4 protein-coding genes and 1 pseudogene are annotated in these 16876 nt (G+C 72.7%); 4 read left to right on the forward strand and 1 reads right to left on the reverse strand.

All coding sequences use genetic code 11. The features are described from left to right. Nucleotides 1–2 precede the first annotated feature (2 nt). From ACIO3P_RS27690 to ACIO3P_RS27700, 3 genes are read left to right on the forward strand one after another with little or no spacing between them, the layout of a single operon-like run. Nucleotides 3–1256, forward strand: coding sequence for an activator-dependent family glycosyltransferase (locus ACIO3P_RS27690; RefSeq protein WP_401853492.1), 1254 nt, complete (start codon nt 3–5; stop codon nt 1254–1256). Next, nucleotides 1253–1870 (forward strand): dTDP-4-dehydrorhamnose 3,5-epimerase, encoded by a 618-nt coding sequence (locus ACIO3P_RS27695; RefSeq protein WP_329826774.1) that lies wholly within the window; start codon nt 1253–1255, stop codon nt 1868–1870. The genes ACIO3P_RS27690 and ACIO3P_RS27695 overlap by 4 nt, the downstream gene beginning before the upstream one ends. Further along, a complete protein-coding gene (locus ACIO3P_RS27700) occupies nt 1867–2796 on the forward strand; it encodes an NAD-dependent epimerase/dehydratase family protein (RefSeq protein WP_401853488.1) in 930 nt (309 codons plus the stop codon). Before ACIO3P_RS27695 ends, ACIO3P_RS27700 begins: the two co-directional genes overlap by 4 nt. 48 nt (nt 2797–2844) lie before the next feature. On the opposite strand, the gene ACIO3P_RS27705 is transcribed toward ACIO3P_RS27700, so the two are convergent. Next, nucleotides 2845–3750: a 2OG-Fe dioxygenase family protein gene (locus tag ACIO3P_RS27705; protein WP_401853485.1), complete on the reverse strand. Its 906-nt coding sequence runs from the start codon at nt 3748–3750 to the stop codon at nt 2845–2847. 516 nt (nt 3751–4266) lie between these two features. Here ACIO3P_RS27705 and ACIO3P_RS27710 point away from each other — a divergent pair. After that, a pseudogene (locus tag ACIO3P_RS27710) lies at nt 4267–16551 on the forward strand (type I polyketide synthase); the annotation flags it as partial. Between the last annotated feature and the right edge of the window lie 325 nt (nt 16552–16876).

The raw sequence follows: 16876 nt of genomic DNA on the forward strand, positions 1-16876 counted from the left end.
CGATGCGTGTACTTTTCGTGACGCTCTCCGACAGGTCACATCTGCTGTCCATGGTGCCGCTCGCCTGGTCCTTGGCCGTCGCGGGCCACGACGTCCAGGTCGCCAGCAGCCCGGCGCTGGTGAACGCCATCAAGAGCATGGGGCTGACCGCGGTCTCCGTCGGCGAGGACCACAACTTCCACGAGATGCTGGCGCGGCACCGCGGCTCCCTGGAGAACCCCCTGTCCGACTGGTCCACCCCGACCCTCGAAGCGCACTCGTGGGAGCTGGCGCTGGCGAAGCTCAGGGCCGGCGTCATGTTCTCCCACCAGGTCTACAACGACCCCATGATCCCCGACCTGGTCTCCTACGCCCGCCACTGGCGACCCGACCTGGTCGTCTGGGAACCCCTCACCTACGCGGGGCCGGTGGCGGCGCGCGTCGTCGGCGCCGCCCACGCCCGGCTGCTGTGGTGCTTCGACAATCACTCCGCGATGCGCGACGTCTTCCTCCGGCGCCGGGCCGAACACCCGCGGGAGCGCCGGGAGGACCCGATGGCCGACTGGCTCGGCAGGCACCTCGGCCGCTACGGCAGCTCGTTCGACGAGGAGGTCGTGGTCGGCCAGTGGACCATCGACCAGGTACCCACCAGCCTCCAGTTTCCGCCGACGGTGGAGCGGATACCGCTCCGCTACCTCCCGTACAACGGCCCCTCCGAGATCCCGGACTGGCTGCGCGAGCCGCCCGAACGCCCGCGCGTCGTCCTGACCCCCGGCCTCGCCACGCACGCCGTGGTCGGCGACACCCTCCTCCCGATCCCCGACATGATCGACACGATGGGCGACATGGACATCGAGGTGGTGGCCACGCTGCCGCCCGCCGAGGCCGCGAAGCTCGCCAAGGTCCCCGGCAACACCCGTATCGTCGACTTCGTCCCCCTGCACGCCCTGCTTCCCACTGCCTCAGCCGTCATCCACTACGGCGGCTTCGGCTCCTGGAGCACGGCACTCGTCAACGCCGTACCCCAGTTCATCCCCACCATCCGCTACGCCGACTGGTGGAACAGGGCGACGAGCCTGGCCGGGGCCGGTGCGGGAATCGCCGTGCACGCCTCCGAGCTGACTGCCGACGTCCTGCGCGACGGTGTGCAACGGCTGCTCGAAGACCCGTCGTTCGCGGGCGGAGCCGAGCGCCTGCGCGAGGAGAACCTGACCTCACCCACCCCGCACGATCTGGTGCCCGTACTGGAAAACCTCACCGAGGAGCGTCGCCGATGAAGGTCCGGAAGCTGGCAGTGCCCGGCGCCTACGAGTTCGTACCCGATGTGCACCGCGATCACCGCGGCGCGTTCGTCGCCCAGTACACCGAATCCGCCTTCTCGGAAGCCGTGGGGTACCCGCTGCGGCTGGGCCAGGTCCACCACAGTTTCTCCCGGCGCGGGGTCGTCCGGGGCGTGCACTACGAGGACGTACCGCCCGGCCAGGCCAAATTGGTGACCTGCCCCGCCGGGGAACTGCTCGACGTGGTGGTCGACCTGCGGGTGGGTTCCCCCACGTTCGGCCGCTGGGACAGCACCCGGCTGAATCCCGATTCCTGCCGTGCGGTGTACCTGGAGGAGGGACTCGGGCACGCGTTCGTCGCCCTGCGGGACGACACGGTGGCCGCCTACGTGACGTCGGTGGAGTACGACCCGGCCACCGAGCACGAGATCGACGCCTTCGACCCCTCCCTAGGGCTGCCCTGGCCCGAAGACATGGAGTACCTGGTCTCCCCACGTGACCGGGGTGCGCCGACGCTGGAAGAGGCCCGTCGCGCCGGCAGGCTGCCGACGTACGAGGCGTGCCGGGCGCTGCATACGGACACGCACACGGAGAGCGGTGACCGGACATGACGAACGACGCGATCGACGCGCACACGGGCTCGGCCGTCGTCTTCGGCGGCACCGGATTCATGGGCCGGACCATCTGCACAGCGCTGACCGCCCGCGGATACGACGTCCTGGCCGTGGCCAGAAAACCCGCCGAGCCGACTCCCGGGGCCCGTTTCCTCGCGCTCGACGTGACGTCCGCGACGGTCGGGGACATCGCCGAGGCCGTGGGCCCGGCCGGTCTCGTCGTCAACGCGGCGGGCGACGTCGGGGCGGACGACGAGGACCGGATGACGGCCGAGCACGTCCTGCTCGTCGACCGACTGGTGCGCGCCGTCTCGACGCTCCGCCGACGGCCGAGGCTGCTCCAGCTCGGCACCGTGCACGAGTACGGTCCTGTCCCGGAGGGCACCGCCATCGCGGAGGACCACCCGACCGCCCCCGGCGGCGTCTACGCGCGCACCAAGCTGGCCGGCAGCCGCATCGTCCTGGACGCCACGGAGGCGGGACGCGTGGACGGTTGCGTGCTCCGCCTCACCAACGGCTGCGGACCCGGCGCTCCCTTGCACGGCTTCCTCGGCCGACTCGCCGCGCAACTGCGTGCCACCGGCGAGGACACGCCCCTCGATCTGACCGTCGTCGACGACCGGCGCGACTTCGTCGACGTACGTGACATCGCCGAGGCCGTGGTGCGGGCGGCGGACGTGCGGGCGACCGCGCGCCTGATCAACATCGGTTCGGGGACCGCCACCAGCATGCGGGAACTCGCCGGAATCCTCGTCTCCGTATCGGGCGTGCCCCCGCACCTGGTGCGCAGGGGGCAGGCCCCGGTGCACAGCAAGGGCGGTGCGTGGACCCAGGCCGACATCCGGCTCGCGCGCAGGGTGCTCGGCTGGTCCCCGCAGGTGCCGCTGAAGCAGTCCCTGCACGACCTGTGGGCCGCGTCGTGACCTCTACGGCCTGAGGCGGCGCAGCCGCCAGGCCCTGTCCGACAGGGCCTACGCGGACGGTGCGCCGTCGAGTCGGAGCAGGTCGGCCGTCATGGGAAGCTCCCGGTGCGGGGCGAGCGAGTCGAAGGAGTGCGAGTGGTGTCCTTCGGCCACCGGCTTGCGGGTCAGGAAGGCCAGCAGGTCCCGCGTGGCCCGCTTCGACCGGTCCGCGGCGTACAGGGTCGAGACGCTGTGCTTGCTCTCGTGGTCGACGATCAGGCACGTGTCGAGGAAGTCACGGTGCTGCGCCTCGGCGCGAACGAGGTCGGCGTTCGTGTCGTGCCATCGGGTGCCGTTCACCTCGCGCATGTCGTGCAGGAAGGTGACGGCGCTGTCATCCGTCATGTTCTCGCTGCCCAGATAGGTCGTCATGGTGTGGTCGACGCCGTCGCTGTGCACCCCTTCGAGGGCCGGCTCGCCGATCAGGTCACCCTCGGTGGTGGTCCTCACGTTGAGCAGGGTGCAGATCCACTGGTCGCTGTCGTAGTCCAGTTTCGGCCGGTGGGTGACCGGCACGCCGTCGAAAACCATGAACTTGAAGACGAAGAGCGCCTGGAGGGCGGTGTTGAGCTGGAGGTCGTTCCGAATCTCGTCGAAGACGCGTACCCGGCCGGAATCGTGCCGTACGAAGTCGTCCTCCATGGACAGCATGAACGGCTGGAATTCGAGCCGCCGTACCCGCATGGACCGTGGGTCGAAACCGAAGCGGCCGGTCCTGGTCTTTCGGAACGGAAGGGTCGGGTCGCTCTTCAGTCCGTCGCTGACGGTGGCGAGGTTGTCGAGGTCGTCGTCCGTGGCGCCCAATTCCTTGACGATCCCGGTGAGCTGGGCGCCGGGGACGAAAGCGAAACGGTCGCGAATATAGGTCGAACGTATCTCTGCGATCTCGGAAGCCACGGCGTCGTGTTTCGACATACCCCTTGTTCCCTCCATGGTGATACAGCGGATGTAATGGGCTGAGGCCGGCGGCCGATCAGGTGTGATGCGCGAAGTCCGTGTGGTGTACGAGGTCCGGAAATCCGCCCGGTAAAGGCACGGTTCACCGGAGGACGGGATCAGCCGGACGAAGCCGGAACGCTCAGCCTGCGCTGACATCACACTTATCATCCGACGGCCCGTCGGGCAATGGACCGCGAAAGCCGTCACCGCGGCGGACGATCCGCGGCGGCAGTCGGTGAAATGCGCGTTCGGCCGGCCGGACGCACACGTCACCGGCGTTTCGGGAGGGCCCGGAACTTCTTCCCGCCCGCCGTGGGGCACCGGTGCGATCGCCGCCGTAACGGCGGTGATCGCCGACGTGGCCGAAGGGTGTGGTGCCGGACAGTCAAGGTCGGCTGAAGCCCGGTATATCGAGAGCGTGAACTCCACGCCGGGCTCCTTCCGAATTCCTTATCCGTTCGGCCGTACGTCCGGTGCTGGAGGTTTCTCTCGATGACGACTGTCGGCCTGCCTGGAGAAGTTCTCACCGGAGGCGCCGTCGACCCGGACACGGCGATAGCCGTGATCGGCGTCTCGTGCCGGTTCCCGCGGGCGGAAAGCCCGCAGCGCCTGTGGGAGTTGTTGGCCGCGGGCGAGAGTGCCGTCACGGAGGTCCCACCGGACCGCTGGACGGTCCCGGCCTCGGACGGGGCGCCTCGGTGGGGCGCCTTCCTCGACCGGCCCGCGGACTTCGACGCGGGCTTCTTCGGTGTCTCCCCCCGCGAGGCGCCCTTCGTCGATCCGCAGCAGCGACTCGTACTGGAGCTGGGCTGGGAAGCACTTGAGGATGCCCGCGTGGTCCCCGGCGAGGTCAGCGGCAGCCGACTGGGCACCTTCGTCGGTGTGAACGCCGACGACTACGCGAAGCTGCTGACGCGTCATGCCCAGGCACTCGGCGCGCACCACACCATGCCGGGCATCCAGCGCGGCATCATCGCCAACCGGCTCTCCGCCTTCCTCGGCGCCGTCGGCCCGAGCCTCACGATCGACTCCGCGCAGTCCTCCTCCCTGGTGGCCCTGCACCTGGCCTGCGCGAGCCTGCGGTCCGGGGAGTCGGAACTCGCCATCGCGTGCGGCGTCAACCTGCATCTGATGCCGGAAGGCGTGCTGCTCGCCGCGAGCTTGGGCGGCCTCTCGCCGGACGGCCGCTGCTACACGTTCGACGCCAGGGCCAACGGATACGTGCCGGGCGAGGGCGGCGGCGCCGTCGTGCTCAAGCGTCTGAGCGCCGCGCTCGGCGACGGCGACCGCATCCTGTGCCTGGTACGTGGCAGCGCGACCAACAACGACGGCAGGGGGGAGACGCTCACCTCGCCGACGGTGGGCTCCCAGGCCGACGTCGTCACCCGGGCCTACGCGTGTGCGGGCCTGTCCCCGGCCGCCGCCCGCTACGTCGAACTGCACGGCCCCGGAACCCCGGTGGGCGACCCCGTCGAGGCCGCCGCGCTGGGAGAGGCCATCGGCCGTCGACGTCCCGCCGACCTGCCTCTGGCGGTCGGGTCGGTCAAGACCAACATCGGCCACCTGAGCGGCGCGGGCGGTATCGCCGGGTTCCTCAAGACCGTCCTGGCCCTCAAGCACCGACTGCTGCCCGCCAGCTTGAACTTCGAGACACCGAACCCCCGGATCCCCCTGGACGACCTCAACCTCCGGGTGCAGCGGGAACTCGGTCCGTGGCCCGGGGATCCGGCGCCGGACGAGCAACTCGTCGCCGGAGTCAGCTCGTTCGGGATGGGCGGCAGCAATTGCCACGTCGTACTGTCGGACTGGCGGCCGGAACCCGCGGACGAGCGTACCGGCGGGCGTACCGGACCGGACCTGCCGGTCGTGCCCTGGATCGTCTCCGGCCGCTCCCTGGAGGCACTGCGCGGACAGGCGCGCCGACTGGCCCGGTTCGCCGAGGGCGCCGACGACGTGGACGCGGCGGACGTGGGCTGGTCGCTGGCCTCGTCGCGGTCGCGCTTCGGGCACCGTGCGGTGGTGGTGGGCACGGGCCGGGGTGAGTTGACCGAAGGGCTGTCAGGGCTGGCCGAGCGGGGCGGCGGACCCGGAGTGGTGTCGGGTGCGGTGGTGGACGGTGGCCTGGGGATGGTGTTCTCGGGCCAGGGCGCGCAACGGGTCGGCATGGGTGAGGGCCTGTCGTGTTTCGGGGCGTTCGCCGAGGCCCTGGACGAGGTGATGGGCGTCTTCGACGACGTCGCCGGCGAGGTGGCCGCCGACGTAGGTCTCCCGGAGGAGTCGCGGGAGTTCTTCGGGGTCGGAGGTGACTACTCAGGTCGACTGCGTGCGGTGATGTCCGGAGGGGTCGACGGGCTGGACGGGACGGGGTGGGCGCAGCCGGCGCTGTTCGCCTTCGAGGTGGCTCTGTGGCGCCTGCTGTCCTCGTGGGACGTGCGTCCTTCGGTGGTGGCGGGTCATTCGCTGGGCGAACTGGTGGCGGCTCATGTGGCGGGTGTCTGGTCGCTGCGGGACGCGGCGCGGGTGGTGCTGGCGCGTGGCTGGCTGATGCACGGCCTGCCGATCGGCGAGGGCGTGATGGTGGCGGTGGGGGCCGGAGCGGAGGCCGTGCGGTTGGGGGACGGCGTGGAGCTCGCTGCGGTGAACGGTCCTGAGTCGGTGGTGCTCACCGGCACGGTGGAGCCGGTGCTGGCCGAGGTGGGGCGCCTGGCGGAGCTGGGCGTGAGGACACGGCGTCTGGCGGTGTCGCATGCGTCCCATTCGGTGCTGATGGAGCCGATGTTCGAAGCGTACGGGCGGGTTGTGGGGTCGGCGGAGTCCCGGGACCAGTCGGTGCCGGTGGTGTCGACCGTCACGGGACAGGTCGCGGCTCCCGGGGTGCTGCAGGATCCGGAGTACTGGGTGCGCCAGGTGCGCAGGACGGTGCTGTTCGCTGACGCGGTCGCCACGATGCGTGAGCGCGGGGTGGCGACCTTTCTGGAGATCGGCCCCGACGCCGTCCTCACCCCCATGGTCAAGGAGTCGGTCCGGGCCCGGACCGAGGACGTGCGGATGCCCGCCGATGTCGTCGCCGTCCCGTTCTGCCGCAGGGACCGGGACGAGACCCACACCGCGACCACCGCGCTGGCCCACCTGTGGGTGCGCGGAGCGGAGGTCGACTGGGGACCGTTCTTCCCGGGGGCGCTCCAAGTCGACCTGCCCACCTACGTGTTCCAGCGCCGGCGGTACTGGTTCGAGAGCCAGGAGAGCCGGGAGAGCCGGGAGAGCCGGGAGAGCCGGCCGGCACCGGAACGGACGGTCGCCGAGCCCCCTCGGAATGTCCTCGACGAGCCCGACGGGACCGGAGTGGCGACGGCGTCGGGCCCGGGGCGGGCCGACGGACACCTCGTCTCCGTCCTGGCCGGGCTGTCCGAGCCCGAACAACGTGACGCCCTCCTCGACGCGGTGTGCGACCAAGCGGCGGCGGTCATGGAACACACCGGCCGGGTGGATGCCACCCTGACCTTCAAGGACCTCGGCTTCGACTCGCTGATGGCACAGGAGCTGGCCGACGGTCTCGCCGCACGCACCGGCCTGCCCGTCGCCGGCCGCTTCGTCTTCGACTACCCGACCCCGCGCGGTCTCGCCCACCACCTCCACGAAGAGATCACCGGAAAGCGGCGGGCGGCCGTCGCGCGCGTCGCGAAGGCGACGGCCGAGCCGCTGGCCATCGTGGGTATGGCGTGCCGCTACCCCGGCGGGGTGAGCACGCCCGAAGAGCTGTGGCAGTTGGTCGTCGGCTGCGAGGACGCCATCTCCGGTTATCCCGCCGACCGGGGCTGGAACCTGGACGCCCTCTACCACCCGGACCCCGAGCACTGGGGCACCAGCTACACACGGAGCGGCGGCTTCCTCCATGACGCGGGGGACTTCGACGCGGAGTTCTTCGGGATCTCGCCGCGTGAGGCGCTGGCGATGGACCCGCAGCAGCGGTTGCTGCTGGAGACGTCCTGGGAGGCACTGGAGCGCGCCGGAATCGATCCGCGGTCGCGCCGCGGGTCGGCGACCGGTACGTACATAGGCGCCACCACCCACTCCTACGGTCCACGTGCTCATCAGGCCACCGAGGGCTTCGCCGGTTACCTGCTGACCGGTAACGCGCCGAGTGTGATGTCCGGCCGCATCGCGTACGCCCTCGGCCTGGAAGGTCCGGCGGTGACGGTGGACACGGCGTGTTCGTCGTCACTGGTGGCCCTGCACCTGGCCGGTCAGGCGCTGCGCTCCGGCGAGTGCGACCTCGCCCTCGCAGGCGGAGTCGCCGTCATGGCCTCCCCGGACATGTTCATCGAGTTCAGCCGGCAGCGCGGGCTGTCGGCGGACGGCCGGTGCAAGGCGTTCTCGGCGGGCGCGGACGGTACGGGGTGGGGTGAGGGCGTGGGCGTGCTGGTGGTGGAGCGGCTGTCGGACGCCAGGCGCAACGGACATCCCGTCCTTGCCGTGGTGCGGGGTTCCGCGGTGAACCAGGACGGGGCGTCGAACGGGCTGACGGCGCCGAACGGCCCGTCACAGCAGAGGGTGATCCGGGCGGCGCTGGCCAGTGCGGGAATCGGCGCCGGTGAGGTCGACGCCGTCGAGGCACACGGTACGGGGACGAGGCTCGGGGACCCGATCGAGGCGGAGGCGTTGCTGGCCACGTACGGGCAGGACCGGGGCGGGGACCGCCCGTTGTGGCTCGGGTCGCTGAAGTCGAACATCGGCCATACACAGGCGGCCGCGGGGGTGGCCGGTGTGATCAAGATGGTGCTGGCGATGCGGCACCGGGTGCTGCCGAAGACCTTGCACGCCCAGGAGCCGACGCCACAGGTGGACTGGTCGGCGGGCAGGGTGGAACTGCTGACCGAGGCGCGTGCGTGGGCCGGGGGCGGTCGTCCGCGCCGGGCGGGAGTGTCCTCGTTCGGGATCAGCGGCACCAACGCACACGTCATCCTGGAGGAGGCCGACGAAGCCGAGGAGGCCGAGGAATCCGAAGAGACCCCGCACGGGCCGGGAGCGCGGCCGCAGGAACCGGGCGACGCCCCCGCCGTCGTGCCCTGGGTCCTGTCGGGCACGTGCGAGGCGGCGCTGCGCGGGCAGGCCCGGCGGCTCGCGTCCTTCGTCGAGGCGCGCCCCGAGGTGTCGCCCGTCGACGTCGGAGTGTCACTGGTCACCTCGCGGTCGCTCCACGAGCGGCGCGCGGTCGTGACGGGCGGCTCGCGGCAGGAACTCCTCGAAGCGGTACGGGCCGTGGCGGAGGGCACCGCGCCGGGCGGTGCGGCGCGAGGCGGCGGAACCACGCCCCGGCCCGTGTTCGTGTTCCCGGGGCAGGGATCGCAGTGGGCGGGAATGGCCCGGGAGCTGCTGTCGTCCTCGACGGCGTTCGCCTCCCGGATGAACGAGTGCGCGGTGGCGCTGTCCGCGTTCGTGGAGTGGTCGCTGCTGGACGTGCTCGACGACGCCGACGCGTTGGAGCGCGTGGACGTGGTCCAGCCGGCGCTGTGGGCGGTCATGGTGTCGCTGGCCGAGGTGTGGCGCTCGTACGGTGTCGAACCCGCGGCCGTGGTGGGCCACTCGCAGGGGGAGATCGCGGCCGCGGTGGTCGCCGGGGGCCTGTCGTTGCGGGACGGCGCCCGGGTGGCGGCGCTGCGCAGCCGCGCCATCGGCACCGCGCTGGCCGGGCGCGGCGGAATGGTGTCGGTGGCGTCACCGGTCGACGACGTGCGCCGCCGTATCGAGGCGTCGGGTGGGGAGATGGCGGTGGCGGCGGTCAACGGTCCGTCGTCCACGGTGGTTTCGGGTACACCGGAGGCGCTGGACGCACTGCTGGCGCGGTGCGAGCGCGACGGGATACGGGCGAGTCGTGTCGCGGTGGACTACGCCTCGCACTCCTCGCAGGTCGACGAGGTGCGCGAGCGTATTCTCACCGACCTGGCACCGGTGGAACCCGGGGCGTTCACGGTGCCCTTCTTCTCCACGGTCACCGGGGAGTGGCTGGACGACGGGCGTGGTCCGGACGCCGAGTACTGGGTGCGCAACCTGCGGCGGACGGTGCGTTTCGAAGAGGCGATCCGGGCGCTGGCCGGTTCGGGCTTCGGGGCGTTCGTGGAGTGCAGCGCGCACCCCGTGCTGACCGCGAGCATGCGAGAGACGCTGGAGAGCGCGGGGAGCGACGCCGTGGTGGTCGGTTCGCTGCGGCGTGACGACGGCGGTGCGCGACGGCTGCTCACATCGCTGGGGGAGGCGTTCGTCCACGGTGTGCCGGTCGACTGGACGCAGGCGTACACCAGGTCGGGGGCGCACCGCGTCGACCTGCCCACCTACGCGTTCCAGCACGAGAGGTTCTGGTGGACTCCGGACGCCGCGCCCGCGCCGGAGGACAGCGCGGCGGACGCGGCGTTCTGGCAGGCCGTGGAGGGCGGCGACGCGGAGGCGCTGGCCGGGGCGCTGGAGGTCGACGACGCTTCGCTGGCGCACGTGCTGCCCGCGTTGACGTCCTGGCGGCAGCGGCAGCGCGTGACCTCGACGGTGGACGGCTGGCGTTACCGCACCCGGTGGGCGCCCCTGAGCACGGTGCGCCGGCCGACGCTGTCCGGCACCTGGCTGCTGGTCGCCCCGGAGGGCCGCGCAGCGGAGGTCGTCGGGCCGACCGCGGCCGCGGTGCGTGACCACGGTGGCGACGTGGTCACGGTCGAACTGCCCGCCGGAGCCGCCCGCGACCGGATCGCCGACGTGCTGCGCGGTGTGCGGGCGCAGGGCGGCGCGTACGGGGGTGTGCTGTCGCTGTTGTCCCTGACCGACGGGCCGTCCGCCGGAACCGGTGTCCCCCGGGCGGGCCTGACCGGGGCGCTCGCCCTGTTCCAGGCGCTCGGCGACGCGGAGGTGAACGGCCCCCTGTGGTGCCTGACCCGCGGCGCGGTGGCCGTGGACGACACGGACCGGGTCGGCGTCCCCGCCCAGCGGATGGTGTGGGGCCTCGGCCGGATCGTGGCCCTGGAGCACCCGGAGCGGTTCGGCGGCCTGGTGGACCTGCCCGAGCGCTGGGACGCGTACGCGGGGCGCCCGCTGGCGGCGGTCCTGGCCGGTGCCGAGGGCGAGGACCAGGTCGCGATCCGTCCCTCCGGAACGTTCGCCCGCCGCCTCGCCCGAGCCCCGCGTCCCGACCCGCGCGCGCGGTGGCAGCCGCGCGGCACCGTGCTGGTGACGGGCGGCACCGGCGCCCTGGGCGGGCGGGTGGCCCGCTGGCTGGCCCGGTCGGGCGCCGAGCACGTGGTGCTGGCCGGCCGCCGCGGACCGGACGCGCCCGGCGCCGGTGCGCTGCGCGAGGAACTGGAGGCCACCGGCACGCGGGTGACCCTCACCGCCTGCGACGTGGGCGACCGCGCGGCACTCGCCCGGCTCCTCGACGGCATGTCCGACGGCTGCCCGCTGTCGGCGGTGGTCCACACCGCCGCGGTCCTGGACGACGCGGTCGTGGAACGGCTGACCCCCGGACAGATCGACCGCGTGCTGCGGGTGAAGGCCGACGGCGCCTGGTACCTGCACGAGCTGACCGACGGCATGGACCTGGACGCCTTCGTGCTGTTCTCCTCCGTGGCGGGCACCCTGGGCGCCTCCGGACAGGGCAACTACGCGCCCGGCAACGCCTACCTCGACGCCCTCGCCGAGTACCGGCACGGCCTCGGCCTTCCCGCGTCCTCGCTGGCCTGGAGCGCCTGGGCCGACGAAGGCATGGCCGAGGGCGGGATCGGCGCGGTGGCGCGCCGGCACGGCCTGCCGGGGATGGCCCCCGAACTGGCGGTGTCTGCCCTGGCGGGCGCGGTGGCCGAAGGCGAGCCCGGCGTCATGATCGCGGACATCGAATGGGACAGGTTCCACGTGGCGTACACCGCCACGCGCCCCAGCCCCTTCCTCGCCGACCTGCCCGACGTACGCCGGCTCGCACGGACGGCCGATCCCGGCACGCACGCGGTGAACGCGCCCGGCGGCCTGGTCGGCAGGCTGGCCGGCCTGGCGACCCGGGCCGAACAGGAGACGGCGACGCTCGCCGTGGTACGCGGGCACGTGGCGTCGGTACTGGGCCACGCGGAAGCCGACGCGGTCGATCCGTCCCGCGCGTTCAAGGACCTCGGCCTCGACTCGGTGACCGCCGTCGAGCTGTGCAACCGCCTGAGCGCGGCGACCGGCCTGAGCCTGCCGTCCACCGTGGCCTTCGACTCCCCGAACGCCCGCGCGCTCGCGGCCCGCCTGTGCGCGGAACTGCTCCCCGGGCCGGAGACGGCGTCCTCCCCGCCCGTGGCCGCCGAGCCGACGACGGGCGAGGACCCCGTGGTCATCGTGGGGATGAGCTGCCGGTTCCCCGGTGACGTCCGGTCACCCGAGGACCTGTGGCGGATGCTCGACACGGCCGGGGAGGGCATCACCCCGTTCCCCGAGGACCGAGGCTGGGACGTGGAGGCCCTGTACGACCCGGACTCCGGCTCCGGCCGCGCCGGGACGTCCTGCGCCGCCGAGGGCGGCTTCCTCCACGACGCGGGGGACTTCGACGCCGACTTCTTCGGGATCTCGCCGCGTGAGGCGCTGGCGATGGACCCGCAGCAGCGGCTGCTGCTGGAGACGTCCTGGGAGGCGCTGGAGCGGGCGGGCATCGACCCCTCGGCGCTCAGGGGCACCGCCACCGCCGTCTTCGCCGGGACGAACGGTCAGGACTACCTCGCCATGAGCCCCGACGTGCCCGAGGACGCGGCGGGCTACGTCACCACCGGCAGCACGGCCAGTGTGCTCTCCGGCCGGGTGGCCTACGCGCTGGGCCTGGAGGGGCCCGCGGTGACGGTGGACACGGCGTGCTCGTCCTCGCTGGTGGCCCTGCACCTGGCCGTACAGTCCGTGCGCACCGGCGAGTCCACGCTCGCCCTCGTCAGCGGCGTGACCGTCATGGCCACGCCCGGCCTGTTCACCGAGTTCACCCGCCAGGGCGGGCTCGCTCCCGACGGGCGCTGCAAGGCGTTCGCGGCGACGGCCGACGGCGCCGGCTTCTCCGAGGGTGTGGGCGTCCTGGTGGTGGAGCGGCTGTCGGAGGCCCGGCGCCGTGGGCACCGGGTGCTGGCGGTGGTACGGGGCTCGGCCGTGAACCAGGACGGCGCCTCGAACGGTCTGACGGCGCCGAACGGTCCCGCGCAACAGCGGGTGATCCGGGCGGCGTTGGCGAGTGCGGGGGTGACCGCGGGTGAGGTCGACGCGGTGGAGGCGCATGGTACGGGTACGAGGCTGGGTGATCCGATCGAGGCGCAGGCGTTGCTGGCCACGTACGGTCGGGAGCGGGGTGGGGACCGTCCGTTGTGGTTGGGTTCGGTGAAGTCGAACATCGGGCACACCCAGGCTGCGGCGGGGGTGGCCGGTGTGATCAAGATGGTGCTGGCGATGCGGCACGGTGTGCTGCCGCGCACCCTGCACGTGGATGAGCCGTCGACACACATCGACTGGTCAGCGGGCCCGGTGAGGCTGTTGACCGACCCCGTCGTGTGGCCCGGAACGGGCCGACCGCGCCGGGCCGGCGTGTCCTCCTTCGGCGTGAGCGGAACGAACGCCCACGTCGTCCTGGAGCAGGCACCGGAACAGGCTGCCGCGGAGGACGGGGCGGACGGTGGGGCCGTACCGGGAACCCCGGTTCTCTCCGTCGGCGGTCTCACCCCCTGGGTGCTGTCGGCCAAGTCCGAGGCGGCGGTCCGGGACCAGGCCGCGCGGTTGCTGCCGCTCACCGACGGGGGCGCGGGGCCGGACGCGGTGGCACCGGGCGATATCGGTCTCTCGCTGGCGACCACCCGCGCGGTGTTCGACCGTCGCGCGGTCGTCCTGGGCGCGGATCGTGCCGACCTGGCGTGTGGTCTGACCGCTCTGGCCCAGGGGCGGGAGGCCCCCGGTGTGGTGCGCGGTGCCGTGGTCGGCTCCGACGGCAGGGTGGTGTTCGTCTTTCCCGGCCAGGGGTGGCAGTGGCTGGGGATGGCGGTCGAGTTGCTGGACTCGTCGCCGGTGTTCGCGGAGTGGATGGGCAGGTGCGCGGCGGCGCTGGCGCCCTCGGTCGATTGGTCGTTGGTGGACGTCGTGCGAGGCGTCGAGAGCCCGGAGTGGTTCGACCGGGTGGACGTGGTGCAGCCGGTGATGTGGGCGGTCATGGTGTCGCTGGCGGGGACGTGGCGTTCGTCGGGCGTGGTGCCTTCGGCGGTGGTGGGGCACTCGCAGGGGGAGATCGCCGCCGCGGTGGTGGCGGGTGGGTTGTCCCTGGAGGACGGTGCGCGCGTCGTGGCGGCGCGCGGTCGCGCGCTGCGGGCGCTGTCGGGCCGTGGGGCGATGGCATCGGTGAGTCTGCCCGCGGGAGTGGCCGAGGAGCGGTTGGCCGCCTGGGGCGAGCGGTTGTCGGTGGCGGCGGTGAACGCGCCGACGGCGGTGGTGGTGTCGGGTGATGTGGAAGCCGTAGAGGAGTTCCTGGAGGCGTGTGAGGCGGAGGGCGTTCGAGCACGTCGGGTGTCGGTGGACTACGCCTCGCACGGCGCGCATGTCGAGGCGATCGAGGCCGAGCTCGGGCGGAGTCTCGCCGGGATCGCTCCGCGGCCGTCGTCGGTCCCCTTCTATTCGACGGTGACGGGCGGCGTGCTGGACACGGTGGAACTGGACGCACGGTACTGGTACCGGAACCTGCGCGGGAGGGTGCGGTTCGACGAGACGGTGCGGGTGCTGCTGGGCGAGGGCTTCCGGGTGTTCGTGGAAGCCAGCGGGCATCCGGTGCTGGTGATGAGCGTCGCGGAGACGGCCGACGACCACGGGGTCGACATCGCGGCGGTCGGGTCGCTGCGCCGTGGAGAAGGCGGTCCCGATCGGTTGCTGACGTCCGTGGCCGAAGCGTTCGTGGCCGGCGCCAGGGTGGATTGGCCCGCGGCGTTCGCGGGATCGGCGGCGCGACACGTGGACCTGCCGACGTACCCGTTCCAGCGCCGCCGGTACTGGCTCGCCCCGCGCGTCGCCGCGGTGTCCGGTGACGCGGCCTCGGTGGGACTGGAACCGACGGAGCACCCGCTGCTGGCAGCGGCGGTGCCACTGCCCGGGTCGCGAGGATTCCTGCTGACGGGGCGTCTGTCGCCGCGCGCCCAGCCGTGGCTCGCCGACCACGTGCTGCTGGGGCGGGCGGTCGTGCCGGGGTCGGCATGGGTGGAGATGGCCTTGCGAGCGGGGGAGGAGGTGGGATGCCTGCGGCTGGAGGAACTGACACTGGAGGCGCCGCTGGTCCTGGCCGACGAGAGGGAGGCCCGGGTGCAGCTCGTCGTCGGCGGGCCGCAGGAGGAAGGCCGACGCGAGCTGAGCGTGTACGCCACTGACGGCGGCAGCGGTGCATGGACCTGCCGTGCGCGGGGTGTGCTGGGCATCGGTGGTGAGGCGGACGGCTCCGCGGACCGGAGCGCCTGGCCGCCACGGGGGGCGCAGACGGTGGACTTCGCCGGGACGTACGAGAGGCTCGCGGGCGCGGGACTTGCCCACGGGCCGGCGTTTCGCGGGCTGCGGTCGGTGTGGTGCCGGGGAGAGGAGGTCTTCGCCGAGGCGGAGTTGCCCGAGATACCGGGCACGGATCGCTTGGGGATCCATCCGGCGTTGCTGGACGCGGCGTTGTACGCGTGGCTGGCGTGCGCGGACGGCGCCGGGGACGCGATGCGGTTGCCGTTCGCGTGGAGCGGTGTGTCGCTGCACGCGGTCGGGGCTTCGGCGGTACGGATGCGACTGGCGCCGAAGGGCGACGGCGGGCTGTCGGTGGCGGTGACCGATACGGCGGGGATGCCGGTGGTGTCGGTGGATGCCCTGGTCACCCGACCGGTGCGGGAGGCGGACCTCGCGGCCTCGGTGGGGGCGGGGGAGCGCTCGGGCCGGGCGGAGTGGGTGCCGGCGGCGCCGCGTGCGGCGTCGGGGGGCGGAACGCCGAGATGCGCCGTGGTCGGGGAGGACCTCTCCGAGCTGGCCGAGGCGTGGGGGGCGGAGGCCGTCAAGGATCTCGCCGGGCTGAGCGAGCACGTGCCGGATGTGGCGGTGGTACGGGTCGGTTCCGTGGCCGGCGAAGGGGCGGCGCCGGCCGTGAACGGTGCCGTGGACGGAATGCCGGGTGTGGTGCGGGAGTGGTTGGCCCAGGAACGGTTCGCCCGGTCGCGGTTGGTGGTGGTGACCCGGGGAGCGGTGGCCGTCGAGGCCGGTGAGGAGGTCCGCGATCCGGCAGCGGCCTCGGTGTGGGAGGTGGTGCGCGCCGCGCAGGCGGAGAATCCGGGCCGGCTGGTTTTGCTGGACGCGGACGATCCGGCGGCCTCGCCCGAGGTACTGCGTCATGCCGTCCTGGCCGGAGAGGACCGGATGGCCGTACGTGGCGACGCGGTGTTCACCCCGCGCTCGACCCCGCCGAAGGGACACGCCCGCCGGCCGGTCCCCGTACGAAACGCCCCCACCCACACCGAAGCCTCCCGTTCGGAAGAGGCGCCGCTGATACGGCGCTTGTCGGGCCTCGGCCACGCGGAGCGGCAGCGGGTGCTGCTCCGGTCGGTCCGGGAACACGCCGCGGCCGTCCTCGGACACGGGGCAGCGGGGTCCGTGGCACCCGATCGTGGTTTCCTCGACCTCGGCTTCGTCTCGCTCACCGCCGTGGAACTGCGCAACCGGCTGAACGCGGCCACCGGGCTGCGGCTCCCCGCGACCCTGATCTTCGACCACCCGAGCCCGGCCGCGCTCGCCGAACACCTCGGAGAGGAACTGGCACCCACCGGGACGACGGGGGACGTGGACCCCGCCCTGACCGCCGAGCTCGACAGGCTGGAGGCCGCGCTTCTCGGCACGCGCGGGCAACCGGACGACGCGACGCGCGCCATGGTCACGAGCCGCCTGTCGAGCGTTCTGTCCCGGTGGAGCGGCGACCGGGACGGCGCGGCCACGGATGTTCCCGTTCCCGGCGCCCCGGCACCGGACGGGACGGAGCCCAGGGCCCCGGTCGACGTTCCCGGTCATCTGGAGTCCGCGGAGGCCGACGAGCTCTTCAGCTTCATCGACCGGGAATTCGGGCCTTCCTGAA

The organism is Streptomyces sp. NPDC087310 (genome assembly GCF_044744405.1).
GTDB lineage: Bacteria > Actinomycetota > Actinomycetes > Streptomycetales > Streptomycetaceae > Streptomyces.